At 58.7% G+C, this 15,552-nt stretch carries 13 protein-coding genes; 10 read left to right on the forward strand and 3 right to left on the reverse strand.

Features of this window, described 5'->3' with window-relative positions; translation table 11 throughout:
• Nucleotides 1-109: 109 nt before the first annotated feature.
• The 3 genes from QMX93_RS14020 to QMX93_RS14030 are packed head-to-tail and all read right to left on the reverse strand — an operon-like array spanning nucleotide 110 to nucleotide 2,566.
• A complete protein-coding gene (locus QMX93_RS14020) occupies nucleotides 110-877 on the reverse strand; it encodes a TerB family tellurite resistance protein (protein WP_053124388.1) in 768 nt (255 codons plus the stop codon).
• Between the two features lies 1 nt (nucleotide 878).
• Nucleotides 879-1,550, reverse strand: a complete 672-nt coding sequence (gene murU / locus QMX93_RS14025; RefSeq protein ID WP_282356589.1) for an N-acetylmuramate alpha-1-phosphate uridylyltransferase MurU — start codon at nucleotides 1,548-1,550, stop codon at nucleotides 879-881.
• Nucleotides 1,547-2,566 carry a phosphotransferase gene (locus QMX93_RS14030; protein WP_282356590.1) on the reverse strand — a complete coding sequence of 340 codons (1,020 nt, stop codon included), beginning with the start codon at nucleotides 2,564-2,566 and terminating at the stop codon, nucleotides 1,547-1,549. The genes murU and QMX93_RS14030 overlap by 4 nt, the downstream gene beginning before the upstream one ends.
• A gap of 130 nt (nucleotides 2,567-2,696) precedes the next feature.
• Here QMX93_RS14030 and QMX93_RS14035 point away from each other — a divergent pair, with 130 nt between their 5' ends.
• From QMX93_RS14035 to QMX93_RS14080, 10 genes are all read left to right on the forward strand, one after another.
• The gene (locus QMX93_RS14035) at nucleotides 2,697-5,498 is read left to right on the forward strand and encodes an LPS-assembly protein LptD (RefSeq protein WP_282356591.1); all 2,802 of its coding nucleotides are present in this window, start codon (nucleotides 2,697-2,699) and stop codon (nucleotides 5,496-5,498) included.
• Nucleotides 5,479-6,795 carry a peptidylprolyl isomerase SurA gene (gene surA, locus QMX93_RS14040; RefSeq protein ID WP_212550067.1) on the forward strand — a complete coding sequence of 439 codons (1,317 nt, stop codon included), beginning with the start codon at nucleotides 5,479-5,481 and terminating at the stop codon, nucleotides 6,793-6,795. The genes QMX93_RS14035 and surA overlap by 20 nt, the downstream gene beginning before the upstream one ends.
• Nucleotides 6,792-7,781 carry a 4-hydroxythreonine-4-phosphate dehydrogenase PdxA gene (gene pdxA / locus QMX93_RS14045; RefSeq protein WP_282356592.1) on the forward strand — a complete coding sequence of 330 codons (990 nt, stop codon included), beginning with the start codon at nucleotides 6,792-6,794 and terminating at the stop codon, nucleotides 7,779-7,781. Before surA ends, pdxA begins: the two co-directional genes overlap by 4 nt.
• The gene (gene rsmA, locus QMX93_RS14050; protein WP_282356593.1) at nucleotides 7,778-8,596 is read left to right on the forward strand and encodes a 16S rRNA (adenine(1518)-N(6)/adenine(1519)-N(6))-dimethyltransferase RsmA; all 819 of its coding nucleotides are present in this window, start codon (nucleotides 7,778-7,780) and stop codon (nucleotides 8,594-8,596) included. Before pdxA ends, rsmA begins: the two co-directional genes overlap by 4 nt.
• A 112-nt stretch (nucleotides 8,597-8,708) precedes the next feature.
• Nucleotides 8,709-9,089, forward strand: coding sequence for a Co2+/Mg2+ efflux protein ApaG (gene apaG / locus QMX93_RS14055; RefSeq protein WP_016983136.1), 381 nt, complete (start codon nucleotides 8,709-8,711; stop codon nucleotides 9,087-9,089).
• Complete coding sequence (locus tag QMX93_RS14060) at nucleotides 9,089-9,970, forward strand: symmetrical bis(5'-nucleosyl)-tetraphosphatase (protein ID WP_159814854.1); 882 nt, start codon at nucleotides 9,089-9,091, stop codon at nucleotides 9,968-9,970. The genes apaG and QMX93_RS14060 overlap by 1 nt, the downstream gene beginning before the upstream one ends.
• Nucleotides 9,971-10,003: 33 nt before the next feature.
• On the forward strand, nucleotides 10,004-10,333 hold the full coding sequence (gene glpE / locus QMX93_RS14065) for a thiosulfate sulfurtransferase GlpE (RefSeq protein ID WP_007910117.1): 330 nt from the start codon (nucleotides 10,004-10,006) through the stop codon (nucleotides 10,331-10,333).
• A gap of 297 nt (nucleotides 10,334-10,630) precedes the next feature.
• Complete coding sequence (locus QMX93_RS14070) at nucleotides 10,631-12,553, forward strand: PrkA family serine protein kinase (protein ID WP_007910115.1); 1,923 nt, start codon at nucleotides 10,631-10,633, stop codon at nucleotides 12,551-12,553.
• 121 nt (nucleotides 12,554-12,674) lie between these two features.
• A complete protein-coding gene (locus tag QMX93_RS14075; RefSeq protein ID WP_053124403.1) occupies nucleotides 12,675-13,946 on the forward strand; it encodes a YeaH/YhbH family protein in 1,272 nt (423 codons plus the stop codon).
• Complete coding sequence (locus QMX93_RS14080; protein WP_053124404.1) at nucleotides 13,943-15,505, forward strand: SpoVR family protein; 1,563 nt, start codon at nucleotides 13,943-13,945, stop codon at nucleotides 15,503-15,505. Before QMX93_RS14075 ends, QMX93_RS14080 begins: the two co-directional genes overlap by 4 nt.
• Nucleotides 15,506-15,552: the final 47 nt, after the last annotated feature.

Below are 15,552 nucleotides of genomic sequence, written 5' to 3' on the forward strand. Positions count from 1 at the left end.
TGTCTCATTCGCGAGCAGGCTCGCTCCCACAATGGATTGGGTACCCTGATCCAATGTGGGAGCGAGCCTGCTCGCGAAGGGGCCATCACTGGCCATACACCTCTAACGGCTAACGAAAATCCCGCCGCTCACGAATCAATGTGTAGGCATTGTGCAACTCACGCGTACGCTCGGTCGCCTCACGCACCTGCGCCGTCGTCGCGCCTGTGCCGGCAATCTTGTCCGGGTGATGCCGACTCAACAGCCGCCGGTACGCCCGTTTGATCTGCGCCGGTTCGCTATTGGCCGACACCCCGAGCAAACGCATCGCCTCCTGATAACTCACAGCCGCACTGACAATCGGCCGCTTGCCGGGCTCGTAATCACTGGCCAGCGCCTGCACCTGCTGCACTGTCCAGCCCAGCCACTTACCCCACTGCGCCAACAATTCACGTTCGCTGACACCGGCGCGACCATCGGCCCAGACCATCCGCCAACAGGCGCGCAACACACCCTCGGCAGCATGCGGCTGGCCGCTGAGCCGACGCAGATACCCGCGCAGACTGTCGTTACCCGACTTACCGCGATTGAACGCGGCAATCGCCCGACGCATTGCCGGATCACTCATTTCCAGCGCACGCATTTCGTTGCGCGCCTGCTGGATATGCCCGTCAGTGACGCGCCCATCACTTTTGGCCAGACGCCCGAGCAGCACAAACAACAATTCGTCGTTGCGCAACATCGGTCGACCGCCGAGCTTTTCGCGCAAATGCCCCCAGCTCTGCAAGTGCAGACGCCGATCCAGCGCCTGCCCCAACAACGCCCCAAGCATGGCCCCCGGAATGCTGGCGATCGCAAAACCCGCTCCGGCTCCAATCAGAGTCCCTGGCCACAACATGTCAGCGACTCGCTTCTATCAATGTTTCCGCTTCCGCGAGACGCTCGTGGGTGCCGACATCCACCCAGTGACCTTTGAGGCGTTCGCCAGTGACTTCGCCTTCGGCCATGGCTTTACGCAGCAGCGGCGCGAGTTTGAAGGCGCCGTCCGTGCAGCCGTCGAACAGTTGCGGATGCAGTACCGCGATACCGCTGTAGGTCAAAGTCGCAGCATCGGCCTGGCCATCGATCACCTGCCCATCGACCAGAGAAAAGTCGCCGGCTGGGTGATGCGCCGGGTTGTCCGCCAGCACCAGATGCGCCAGACCGTTAATCGGCTGGTGCAGCACGCTGAAGTCGTAATCCGTCCAGATATCACCATTGATCACCAGAAACGCATCGTCACCGAGCAACGGCAGCGCACGGAAAATCCCGCCGCCGGTTTCCAGCGGCTCACCTTCCGGCGAGTACTGGATGCTCAGACCGAATTGCGAACCGTCACCGAGGTAATCCTCGATCTGCTGACCGAGCCAGGCGTGGTTGATCACGATCTCGTTGAAACCGGCGGCCGCGAGGGCGCGCAGGTGATATTCGATCAAGGGCACGCCGCCGGCGCGCACCAGCGGTTTAGGAGTGGTCAGGGTCAGCGGGCGCATGCGCTCGCCTTTGCCTGCCGCCAGAATCATTGCCTTCATGCTGTCGCTCCACCCCGCAGGCTGGTGAACAGCGCTTGCAACTCGGCCAGTTCCGGGCGACGGGCGATCACTGCTTCTATATAGGAGAAGAAACGCGGTACGTCGGCCAAGTAACGCGGCTTGCCATCGCGGTGGCAGATGCGCGCGAAGATGCCGATGACTTTCAGGTGACGCTGCACGCCCATCAGGTCGCTCGCGCGCAGGAAGTCTTCGAAGTTCGACTGCACCGGGATATTCAATGCCGAGGCTTGCTGCCAGTAATTTTCCAGCCAACCGCGCACACGTTCTTCAGGCCAGCTGAGGAACGCATCCTTGAACAGGCAGGTGACGTCGTAGGTGACCGGGCCGTAGACCGCGTCCTGGAAATCCAGCACGCCGGGATTCGGCTCGCTGAGCATCAGGTTGCGCGGCATGTAGTCGCGGTGCACCAGCACTTTCGGTTGGGCCAGGGCGCTGTCGATCAACAGATCGCTGATCTGCTGCCACTGTTGCTGCTGGGCCGAATCGAATTCGACGCCGAGTTCACGTTTCACGTACCACTCAGGGAACAGTTCCAGCTCACGGCGCAGCAAGGCGACGTCATAACTCGGCAGCGGCGCGACCATCGGCAGTTGCTGAAATGCCAGCAGTGCTTGCAGGGCATCGCTGAATAATGCGTCGGCATTTTCGCCATCGATCACGTCGAGATAGGTCTTGTTACCCAGGTCATTAAGCAAAATAAAACCGCGCTCGAGGTCTTCTGCGTAAATTTTCGGCACATTTATTCCGGATTTCGCCAGCAAAAAAGCGATATCCACGAACGGTTTGCAGTTTTCCTGGGGTGGCGGAGCGTCCATGACGACAAAGCTTTTGCCCTCGCCTTCCCAACGGAAGTAACGGCGGAAACTCGCGTCGCTGCTGGCCGCAGTCAACGTGGCCGGGGGCACAGCGCCCCAACCCTGATCTGCAAAGAGGATTGCCAGCTGTTCATCGAGCCAAACTTTCAGGTGTTGCAAGCGTACATCTTGGTCAGGCATTGCAAGGGTCTCCGACGGCGCTAGCCGTCAAGCGGGTCATGCTTTATTATCCAGCATCTTTTTCAGACCATCGAGAGGCGTGCGGCCCACACCGCGGGCAGATGGCACGCAGGAAGCCCGGACTAATAAGATGGCATTGAAATCCCCCGCGTTTCGTAAAAAATTTCCGTTGTTGGTAACCGGCAGTCTGCTGGCTATGCAACCTCTGGCCAGTCAATTCGTTGTTGCCGCCGAGCAGTATGACTGCTCCGTCTCGGCAACGGGTGGTTGGGCCTGTGCGCCCAAGGCGACGGCGGCTGCATTGCCACCGCGCCCAGTGCATGACGGCAGTGCCGTCAGCTCTGCCGGCGACGCTGCGACCGAAAACGGTTCGACCGCCGACACTGTCCCTAAAACAGCACTCGTCACCGAAGCCAAAGGCCGCGGCCTGAAAGCCCGTAGCGAAGACTACAGTCACCTCGACTGGGTTCCGCGCGAGAAGCTGACCGCTGCCCAATTGGCCGAAACCGGTCCGTACTGCTCCGGTGCTTACATCGAGCCGCCTCGTCCTGGCATGAATGACAAGACGAACAAAAGCGACGCGCCTACCTTTATCGGCGCAAAAGCCTCGCGCTATAACACCGATGATCAAGTCGGTACGTTGGCCGGTGATGTCGTCTTGCGTCAGGGCAGCATGCAGGTTGAATCCGACGAGGCGAGCCTGTACCAGGCCGAGAGCCGCGCCGAACTCAACGGCGGTGTGCGTATTCGCGACAACGGCGCGCTGATCGTCGGCGACCACGCCGATGTGCAACTCGACACCGGTGAAGCCAAGGTCGACAACGCCGAATACGTGATGCACAAATCGCGTATCCGCGGCAGCGCGCTGTACGCCAAGCGTGCCGAGAACGCGATCATCCGCTTGAAGGACGGCACGTACACCACGTGCGAACCGAACAGCAACGCCTGGCAGCTCAAGGGCAACAACATCACCTTGAACCCGGCCACCGGTTTCGGTACCGCGACCAACGTGACACTGCGGGTCAAGGACATTCCGATCCTGTACACCCCGTACATCTACTTCCCGATCGACGACCGTCGTCAGTCCGGTTTCCTGCCGCCGACCATCGGCACAGGCACCGATACCGGCTTCATGCTGGTCACGCCGTACTACTTCAACCTGGCGCCAAACTACGACGCCACGTTGTATCCGCGTTACATGAGCAAGCGCGGCATGCTGGTCGAAGGCGAATTCCGCTATCTGACCAAGTCGAGCGAAGGTCAGTTCGGCGCGGCGTTCCTCAACGACGAGGATGACGATCGCGACAAGCAGACCGACTCCAAGTCGACCCGTTACATGTACAACTGGCAACACAAAGGTGGCCTAGATTCGCGCGTCCTGACGCAAGTCGACTACACCAAGATCAGCGATCCTTACTACTTCCAGGATCTGGAAACCGATCAGATCGGCGTGAAGAGCTCCGATTACGTCAACCAGCAGGGTTCGATCACTTATCGTGGCGACAGTTACACGGCACGTTTGAACGCCCAGGCTTATCAGTTGGCCACCGTTGCGGACGTCACTCCTTACGACCGCCTCCCGCAGCTCACCTTAAATGGTCAACTGCCGGTTCATCCGCAAGGCCTTCAATTCGATTACGAGACCGAGTTGGTTCGCTTTGATCGCGATCTGCTGACCGGTACTTACACCGATAAAGATGGCAGCGACCCACAGCCTCGCCTTGATAACAACGTTTTTGGTCTGGCCCGCGCCAACGGCGATCGTTTGAATCTGAAACCGGGTGTCAGCCTTCCGATGAACTGGACGTATGGTTTCCTGAAGCCGTCGCTCAAGTACCAGTACACCCAGTATCAACTGGATCTGGACAACACCGGTAAATCTCAGATTGCTGCTATGTCGGCCGATCAGCAGAAACTCAACGGTACGTTTGACAGCAATCAGAACCGTGGCGTGCCAATCGCCAGTATCGACAGCGGCTTGTACTTTGACCGTAAGACTTCTTATTTCGGCAAAAACTACAATCAAACCCTGGAACCGCGCCTCTACTACCTCTACGTTCCAGAGAAAGACCAAGCAGACATTCCGGTCTTCGACACTGGCGAATATACCTTCAACTATGCGTCGTTATTCCGGGATAACCGCTTCTCCGGCTCCGACCGTGTCGGCGATGAGAACAAACTGTCGCTAGGTGTGACCAGCCGCTGGATCGAGGACGACGGCTTCGAGCGTCAACGCATCAGTGTCGGCCAAGCCCTGTACTTCAAGGATCGTGAAGTACAACTTCCAGGCATTGACGCTAAAACCCGTAACGACGCGCACTCCAACGTATCGCCATACGCACTGGAATACGAATATCGCTGGAACCGCGATTGGCGCACCACTGCCGATTACAACTGGGATCCGGACAGCCGCAGCCCACGTTCCGGCAGCGCGATGTTCCATTACCAGCCAGAAGACAATCCGAACAAGATCGTCAACGTCGGCTATCGCTATCGCAACGACCAGGTTCGCTACGACCAGAACACCGGTAAGTGGACCGTGGGCGGCGGCGACTACGGCACCCCGGGTCAGCCTGGCTACATCAAGGACTACTACAAAATCCAGCAGCATGATTTCTCGGTCATCTGGCCGATCGTTCCGCAGTGGAGCGCGATCAGCCGCTGGCAGTACGACTACAACCGCAACCGTACGCTGGAAGCCTTCGGTGGTTTCGAATACGACAACTGCTGCTGGAAACTGCGCCTGATCAACCGTTACTGGGTTTCTTATGACGAATTCAGTCAGGAAGCTCCGCAAAACGAAAAAGGCGACCACGGCGTCTTCCTCCAAATTGTTCTGAAGGGACTGGGCGGCCTGACTGGCGCCAAGGCTGAGAGTTTCCTCGACAAAGGCATCCAAGGTTATCGTCAACGTGAAGACCAAGCTTTCTGATTGTCTGCGCCCGCTGATGCTGGGCGCGCTGTTCCTGAGTACGGCGGGTAACGCCGCCGTTCAGTCCATCGATAAAGTGGTCGCGATCGTCGACAACGACGTGGTCATGCAGAGCCAACTGGATCAGCGTGTCCACGAAGTTCAGCAGACCATCGCCAAGCGTGGAGGCGGCCAGCCGCCTCCGGGCGTACTGGATCAACAGGTGCTTGAGCGCCTGATCGTCGAAAATCTGCAACTGCAGATCGGCGAACGTTCCGGTATCCGCATCACCGATGAAGAGCTGAACCAGGCTGTCGGCACCATTGCACAACGCAACAACATGACTGTGGATCAATTCCGCGCCGCTCTGGCTCACGACGGTCTGTCTTACGACGACGCTCGTGATCAGATCCGCCGTGAAATGGTCATCAGCCGTGTGCGTCAGCGTCGTGTGGCAGAACGCATCCAGGTCTCCGAGCAGGAAGTGAAAAACTTCCTCGCTTCCGATCTGGGCAAAATGCAGCTGTCGGAAGAACTGCACCTGGCCAATATCCTGATCCCGACCCCGGAAAGCGCCAACTCTGAAGCGATTCAGAACGCTGCCCGTCAGGCCATGGATATCTACCAGCAACTCAAGCAAGGCGCCGACTTCGGTCAATTGGCCGTGGCCAAATCCGCCAGCGACAACGCACTGGAAGGCGGCGACATGGGCTGGCGTAAAGCTGCTCAATTGCCACCTCCGTTCGACCGCGAGCTGAGCAGCATGGCCGTAGGCGACATCACTCAACCAGCGCGCACACCGGGTGGTTTCATCATCCTCAAGCTGCTGGCCAAGCGTGGTGGCGAGACCCAGATGCGAGACGAAGTGCATGTCCGCCATATTCTGGTGAAGCCAAGCCCGATTCGCGACGAAGCCAAAACCAAAGCCCTGGTGCAGTCGCTGTATGACCGCATCGTGGCCGGTGAAGACTTCGCTGAACTGGCGAAAAGCTACTCCGAAGACCCGGGTTCGGCGCTCAACGGCGGCGACCTGAACTGGATCGATCCGGGCGCACTGGTGCCGGAATTCCGCGAAGTGATGGCCAAGACCCCACAGGGTCAGCTGTCCAAGCCATTCCAGACCCAATACGGCTGGCACGTTCTGGAAGTCCTTGGCCGTCGCGCCACTGACAGCACCGAACAGGCCCGCGAGCAGCAAGCCATGACCGTACTGCGTAACCGCAAATACGACGAAGAGCTGCAAACCTGGCTGCGTCAGATCCGTGACGAAGCGTACGTAGAGATCAAACTCCCTGGTGCAGACCAGGCAGCGCAGTGAAACCCAAGCGTTTCGCGCTGACACCCGGCGAACCAGCCGGCATCGGTCCCGACCTGTGCCTGCTGCTCGCCTCGCAAGCCCAGCCACATCCCCTGATTGCCATCACCAGCCGCGACCTGCTCAATGAGCGGGCCGCGCAGCTGGGGCTGGCCGTCAACTTGCTGGATGTCGGCCCGAATCACTGGCCGGACGCCCCGGCGCCCGCCAACAGCCTGTACGTCTGGGATACCCCGCTCAGCGCCCCGGTGGTGACCGGGCAACTGGACAAGGCCAACGCTGCTTTCGTCCTTGAAACCCTGACCCGTGCCGGCAACGGCTGCCTGAACGGCGATTTCGCCGGGATGATCACCGCACCGGTACACAAAGGCGTGATCAACGAATCGGGCATCGCGTTCTCCGGGCATACGGAATTTCTGGCTGACCTGACCCATACCGCACAGGTTGTGATGATGCTGGCGACACGCGGTTTGCGCGTGGCACTGGTCACCACTCACCTGCCCCTGCGCGAGATTGCCGATGCGATCACGCCGGAACGGCTGGAACGGGTCACGCGAATTCTGCACAGCGATCTGCAAAACAAATTCGGCATCGCCCAGCCACGCATTCTGGTGTGCGGACTCAACCCGCACGCTGGCGAAGGCGGACACCTGGGCCATGAAGAAATCGACATTATTGAACCGACATTAGAGCGCCTGCGCGGCGAGGGCATGGATCTTCGTGGCCCGCTGCCTGCCGACACTCTGTTTACCCCCAAATATCTGGAGCACTGCGACGCAGTGCTGGCGATGTACCACGACCAGGGCCTGCCTGTGCTTAAGTACAAAGGCTTCGGCGCTGCCGTCAACGTGACCCTGGGCCTGCCGATCATCCGCACATCGGTCGACCACGGCACTGCCCTGGATCTGGCCGGCAGCGGCAAGATCGACACCGGCAGCCTGCAAGTCGCCCTGGAAACCGCCTACCAGATGGCCGAGACCCGTTTATGACCGAGCAATACCAACACAAGGCGCGCAAACGCTTTGGCCAGAACTTCCTGCACGATGCCGGCGTTATCGACCGCATCCTGCGCTCCATCAGCGCCAAGCCTGACGATCGCTTGCTGGAAATCGGTCCGGGCCAAGGCGCACTGACCGCCGGCCTGCTGAATTCCGGCGGGCAGCTCGACGTGGTGGAACTGGACAAGGATCTGATCCCGATCCTCAATCAGCAGTTCGCCGACAAGAGCAATTTCAACCTGCACCAGGGCGACGCGCTGAAGTTCGACTTCAACACGCTCAACGCCGCGCCGAACAGCCTGCGTGTGGTCGGTAACCTGCCGTACAACATTTCGACGCCGCTGATTTTTCACCTGTTGAACAACGCCGGCATCATTCGCGACATGCACTTCATGCTGCAGAAAGAAGTGGTCGAGCGTCTGGCCGCAGGCCCTGGCGGTGGTGACTGGGGTCGTCTGTCGATCATGGTTCAGTACCACTGCCGCGTCGAACATCTGTTCAACGTTGGCCCGGGCGCGTTCAACCCGCCGCCAAAAGTTGATTCGGCGATCGTTCGTCTGGTGCCGCACGCCGTGCTGCCGCACCCGGCCAAGGATCACAAGTTGCTGGAGCGCGTTGTGCGCGAAGCCTTCAACCAGCGTCGCAAAACCCTGCGCAACACCCTCAAACAATTGCTCAGCAATGCCGAGATCGAAGCCGCTGGCGTTGATGGCAGCCTGCGTCCGGAGCAACTGGATCTGGCCGCATTCGTGCGCCTGGCCGATCAGCTCGCAGTACAAGTCCCGGCCTCCCCCGCCGCCGACTGACATACGATGAACGCTATCGGGCAGGACGCCACTCTGGTTTACTGCCCGATACTTGCCTAGACTGATTCCCCATCAGCTACGCCCCGCGTTCCGCTTCGTTAAGGCCCCTTGCATGTCCGATTCCCGTTACCAGGTCGATGTCAGCGTCGTTACCCGCTATCTGGCAGACCAATCGCAACCCGAGCACGACCGTTTCGCCTTCGCCTACACCATCACCGTGCAGAACAATGGCGCGATCCCGGCCAAGCTGCTGTCGCGGCACTGGGTGATCACCGACGGTGACGGCCACGTCGAAGAAGTACGCGGCGCCGGCGTGGTGGGTCAGCAACCGCTGATCAATGCCGGGCAAAGCCACACCTACAGCAGCGGCACGGTAATGACCACCAAGGTCGGCACCATGCAGGGCACTTATGAAATGGTCGCCGACGACGGCAAACATTTCGATGCGATCATCAAACCTTTCCGCCTGGCGGTGCCCGGGGCCTTGCACTGATGGCAACCTATGCCGTCGGCGACCTGCAAGGCTGCCTCGAACCGCTGAAGTGTCTGCTCAAGCAAGTCGCGTTCGACCCGACGCTCGATCGGCTATGGCTGGTCGGCGATCTGGTCAACCGAGGCCCGCAGTCGCTGGAGACCCTGCGCTTTCTGTACGGCATGCGCGAGTCGCTGGTCTGCGTGTTGGGCAATCACGATCTGCATCTGCTGGCGGCCGCCAAAAATATCGAGCGTTTGAAGAAGTCCGACACCTTGCGCGAGATTCTCGACGCACCGGACTGTGCCGAACTGCTTGAGTGGGTGCGTCAGCAGAAGCTGATGCACTACGACGAAATGCGTGATGTCGCCATGGTTCATGCCGGAATTCCACCGCAATGGTCACTGCGGCGCGCCTTGAAGTGCGCGGATGAAGTCGAAACAGCGCTGCGCGACGACAACCTGTTCCCCGCCTACCTCGACGGCATGTACGGCAACGATCCGGCGAAATGGGACAACGACCTCAAAGGCGTGACCCGCCTGCGCGTGATCACCAACTACTTCACGCGCATGCGTTTCTGCACCGCCGAGGGCAAGCTCGACCTCAAGAGCAAGGAAGGTCTGGATACCGCCCCGCCCGGCTACAAACCGTGGTTCCAGCACAAAGAGCGCAAGACCAAAGGCCTGCGCATCATCTTTGGTCACTGGGCGGCCCTTGAAGGCAATATCCATGAGCCAGGCATCTCGGCACTGGATACCGGTTGTGTCTGGGGCGGCAGCCTGACCCTGATGAATGTCGACAGCGGCGAACGCCTGTCGTGCAAATGCGATGAACATGGCGGCCTCGCCCCCACGGTCGCACCACTTATCCCCGAAACGTCGCCAGTCAACGCACCGCGTTAGACTGCGCATTCAGCCGAGCAACAGGAACCCGCCATGAGCGAATTCAAACGAATCCCCCCGGAGCAGGCCCAGGCCCTGCGTGAGCAAGGTGCTGTCGTGGTCGACGTTCGCGACCCGGCGACTTTCGCTGCCCTGCACATCAGCGGCTCGAAGCATCTGGACAATCATTCCCTGCACGCCTTCATTCAAGGCGCTGACCTCGATGCACCGACCGTGGTCGTCTGCTATCACGGCAATTCCAGCCAGGGCGCTGCGGCGTACCTGATCAGCCAAGGCTTTTCCGACGTCTACAGCATGGACGGCGGCTTCGAGTTGTGGCGTACGACTTTTCCTGCGGAAACCGCGCAAGGCACCGCCGAGTAATTTTTTTGTCACGCGCAGGCCCCGGCTGCCGTGGGCCTGCGCGGGCAGACAAACGGTCTTGCCACAACTAATTACGTATCTCGCCTTTACCTCCTGAATTCCCAACTATCCTTAAGCCCAGGCCATCCAAAACAGGGGAGAGCCGGTACACCGGCGCACGGGTCATCGGGAGTGACTTTCGCGATTGTCGATCGTGAAAGTGTTCTGGGGGGTAAACAAACAGCTGCCAAAACGGTTGTTTGCCAGCATCGACTGAGTGATCCGGCGTCGGCTCCACGTATCGAGCGAGGTGACGTCATGAGTATCTTTAGCCACTTCCAACAACGCTTCGAGTCCACACGCCAGGAAGAACTCTCGCTGCAAGAGTACCTGGAGCTGTGCAAGAAAGACCGTAGCGCCTACGTTTCCGCGGCCGAGCGTCTATTGCTGGCCATCGGCGAACCGGAACTGCTCGACACCTCGACCAATTCGAGGCTGTCACGCATCTTCTCCAACAAGGTGATCCGTCGCTATCCGGCCTTTGAAGACTTCCACGGGATGGAAGAATGCATCGACCAGATCGTTTCGTATTTCCGCCACGCCGCCCAAGGCCTGGAAGAGAAGAAACAAATCCTTTACCTGCTCGGCCCCGTCGGTGGCGGTAAATCGTCCCTGGCCGAGAAGCTGAAACAGCTGATCGAGAAAGTGCCCTTCTACGCGATCAAGGGCTCGCCGGTATTCGAATCTCCTTTGGGTCTGTTCAACGCCACCGAAGATGGCGCGATCCTCGAAGAAGACTTCGGTATTCCACGGCGCTACCTGAACACCATCATGTCGCCATGGGCGACCAAACGCCTGGCCGAATTCGGCGGCGACATCAGCCAGTTCCGCGTGGTCAAACTGTACCCGTCGATCCTCAATCAGATCGCCGTGGCCAAAACCGAACCGGGCGACGAGAACAACCAGGACATCTCGGCGCTGGTCGGTAAAGTCGACATTCGCAAACTCGAGGAATACCCACAGAACGACGCCGACGCTTACAGCTACTCCGGTGCGCTGTGCCGGGCCAACCAGGGCCTCATGGAGTTCGTCGAAATGTTCAAGGCGCCGATCAAGGTGCTGCACCCATTGCTGACCGCGACTCAGGAAGGCAACTACAACAGTACCGAAGGCCTCGGCGCGATTCCGTTCACCGGGATCCTGCTCGCCCACTCCAACGAGTCGGAATGGCACACCTTCCGCAACAACAAGAACAACGAAGCCTTCATCGACCGGATCTACATCGTCAAAGTGCCGTATTGCCTGCGCGTCAGCGACGAAGTGAAAATCTACGACAAACTGCTGTTCAACAGTTCTCTGGCCAAAGCGCATTGCGCGCCTGACACCCTGAAAATGCTCGCGCAGTTCACTGTGCTTTCGCGCCTCAAAGAGCCGGAAAACTCCAACATCTATTCGAAGATGCGCGTCTACGACGGCGAAAACCTCAAAGACACCGATCCGAAAGCCAAGTCGATTCAGGAATACCGCGACTCGGCAGGTGTTGATGAGGGCATGAACGGTCTGTCGACCCGCTTTGCGTTCAAGATCCTCTCCAAGGTCTTCAACTTCGATCCGCATGAAATCGCCGCCAACCCGGTGCACCTGCTCTATGTGCTGGAACAGCAGATCGAACAGGAACAATTCCAGGCCGAAACCCGCGAACGCTATCTGCGCTACCTGAAAGAATACCTGGCACCGCGTTATATCGAATTCATCGGCAAGGAAATCCAGACCGCTTACCTCGAGTCTTACAGCGAGTACGGCCAGAACATCTTCGACCGCTACGTGCTGTATGCAGACTTCTGGATTCAGGATCAGGAATACCGCGATCCGGAAACCGGCGAGATCCTCAACCGTGTTGCCCTGAACGAAGAACTGGAGAAAATCGAAAAACCGGCCGGCATCAGCAATCCGAAGGATTTCCGCAACGAAATCGTCAACTTCGTCCTGCGCGCCCGGGCCAACAACAACGGCAAGAACCCGACCTGGCTCAGCTACGAAAAACTGCGCGTGGTCATCGAGAAGAAAATGTTCTCGAACACCGAGGATCTGCTGCCCGTCATCAGCTTCAACGCCAAGGCCAGCAAAGAGGATCAGCAAAAGCACAACGACTTCGTCACTCGAATGGTCGAACGCGGCTACACCGACAAACAGGTACGGCTTCTTTCCGAATGGTACCTACGGGTACGGAAGTCGCAGTGAAGCAGCTGCAAGCTTCTAGCTACGAGCTGCAAGAACAAAGCGCGTAACCCACTGATGCCCGGGAACCTGCTTTTACTTGCAGCTTGAAGCTCACAACTTGAAGCTGCCCGGAGGGCTTCCTATGAGTTATGTGATCGACCGACGTTTGAATGGCAAGAACAAGAGCACGGTAAACCGCCAGCGTTTCCTGCGGCGTTACCGTGACCACATCAAAAAGGCTGTCGAAGAGGCGGTCAGCCGGCGCTCCATCACCGATATGGAGCATGGCGAACAGATCAGTATTCCCGGTCGCGACATCGACGAACCGGTGCTTCACCACGGCCGCGGCGGCAAACAGACCGTGGTTCATCCCGGTAACAAGGAATTCACCGCCGGCGAACACATTGCTCGTCCACCAGGCGGTGGCGGCGGGCGCGGCCCGGGCAAGGCCGGTAACTCCGGCGAAGGCATGGACGAGTTCGTCTTTCAGATCACTCAGGAAGAATTCCTCGAATTCATGTTCGAAGACCTCGAACTGCCGAACCTGGTCAAACGCAACCTGAGCGGCACCGACACCTTCAAAACCGTGCGCGCCGGGATCAGTAACGAAGGCAACCCGTCCCGGATCAACATCATCCGCACCCTGCGTTCGGCCCATGCACGGCGCATCGCTTTGTCTGGCAGTAGCCGGGCGAAACTGCGCGAAGCCAAAGCAGAACTCGAGCGGCTGAAACGCGAAGAGCCAGATAACTTTGGCGATATTCAGGAACTCGAAGCAGAAATCGAGAAACTCAGCGCGCGCATTCATCGCGTACCGTTCCTCGACACCTTCGACCTGAAATACAACCTGCTGATCAAGCAACCGAATCCCAGCTCGAAAGCCGTGATGTTCTGCCTGATGGACGTTTCCGGCTCCATGACCCAGGCGACCAAGGACATCGCCAAACGCTTTTTCATCCTGTTGTACCTGTTCCTCAAGCGGAACTACGACAAGATCGACGTGGTGTTCATCCGTCACCACACCAGTGCGCGCGAAGTCGATGAAGAAGAGTTTTTCTATTCACGGGAAACCGGCGGCACCATCGTTTCCAGTGCATTGAAACTGATGCAAGAGATCATGGCCGAGCGTTATCCGAGCAACGAATGGAACATCTACGCGGCGCAGGCTTCCGACGGCGACAACTGGAACGATGACTCGCCGATCTGCCGCGACATCCTGATCAATCAGATCATGCCGTTTGTGCAGTACTACACTTACGTGGAGATCACCCCGCGCGAACATCAGGCCTTGTGGTACGAATACGAACGCATCGCCGACGCCTTTTCTGACACTTTTGCCCAGCAGCAACTGGTCTCGGCCGGGGATATCTATCCGGTCTTCCGTGAACTCTTCCAGCGCAGGTTAGTGACATGACCGCCAAAGAGCAGAAGCGCCAACCCATTTCCACCGGCTCTGAATGGACGTTCGAGCTGATCCAGACCTACGACCGCGAAATCGCCCGTATCGCGGCCGGCTATGCGCTGGACACCTACCCCAACCAGATCGAAGTGATCACCGCCGAGCAGATGATGGACGCCTATGCCTCGGTGGGCATGCCGCTGGGTTATCACCACTGGTCCTATGGCAAACACTTCCTCAGCACCGAAAAATCCTACAGCCGCGGGCAGATGGGCCTGGCGTACGAGATCGTGATCAACTCGGATCCGTGCATCGCCTACCTGATGGAAGAAAACACCATCTGCATGCAGGCGCTCGTGGTGGCGCACGCGTGCTATGGCCACAACAGTTTCTTCAAGGGCAATTACCTGTTCCGCACCTGGACCGACGCCAGTTCGATCATCGATTATCTGGTGTTCGCCAAGCAGTACATCATGCAGTGCGAAGAGCGCCACGGCATCGACGCGGTGGAGGACTTGCTCGACTCCTGCCACGCGCTGATGAATTACGGCGTCGACCGCTACAAACGCCCCTACCCTATTTCCGCCGAAGAAGAACGCCGGCGGCAAAAGGATCGCGAAGAACACATGCAGAAGCAGATCAACGATCTGTGGCGCACCATTCCCAAAGGCGCGGACAAATACAGCGACAAGGACAACGCACGCTTCCCGGCCGAGCCGCAGGAAAACATCCTCTACTTCATCGAGAAACACGCGCCATTGCTCGAGCCTTGGCAGCGCGAGATCGTGCGTATCGTGCGCAAGATTGCCCAGTACTTTTATCCACAGCGCCAGACCCAGGTGATGAACGAAGGCTGGGCAACGTTCTGGCACTACACGCTGATGAACGACCTGTACGACGAGGGCCTGGTCACCGACGGTTTCATGATGGAGTTCCTCACCTCACACACCAGCGTGGTGTTCCAGCCAGGTTTCGATAGCCCTTACTACAGCGGCATCAACCCGTACGCATTGGGTTTCGCCATGTACCGCGACATCCGGCGCATGTGTGAGGAACCTACCGAAGAGGATCGCCACTGGTTCCCGGACATCGCCGGGAGCGACTGGCTGTCGACCATCAAATTCGCCATGAGCAGCTTCAAGGACGAGAGCTTCATCCTGCAATATTTGTCACCGAAGGTGATCCGCGATCTGAAACTGTTCAGCATCATGGATGACGATCAGAAGGACGATTTGCTGGTGCCTGCGATCCATGACGAGCCCGGTTACCGGATCATCCGCGAAACCCTGGCCGCGCAATACAACCTCGGCAACCGTGAACCGAACGTGCAGATTTACAGCATCGATCGACGTGGCGACCGCTCACTGACCCTGCGGCACCAGCAGCACGACCGCAAACCGCTCGGCGATTCCACTGAAGAGGTGCTCAAACACCTGCACCGTTTGTGGGGCTTCGATATTCATCTGGAAACGCTGCAGGGCGACCAGATCATGAAAACCCATCACGTGCCGCCGCGCAGTGAACACAGCGAAGGGGATTACGGTCGGCTCGACCTCGCCGTCATTCATCTTTGAAACGGTTCTGGCCTCCGAAAGTCCGGCGCAAGGGTTATCCTGTCGGG

Origin of the sequence: Pseudomonas sp. PS01303 (genome assembly GCF_029959385.1) — a bacterium.
GTDB lineage: Bacteria > Pseudomonadota > Gammaproteobacteria > Pseudomonadales > Pseudomonadaceae > Aquipseudomonas > Aquipseudomonas rustica.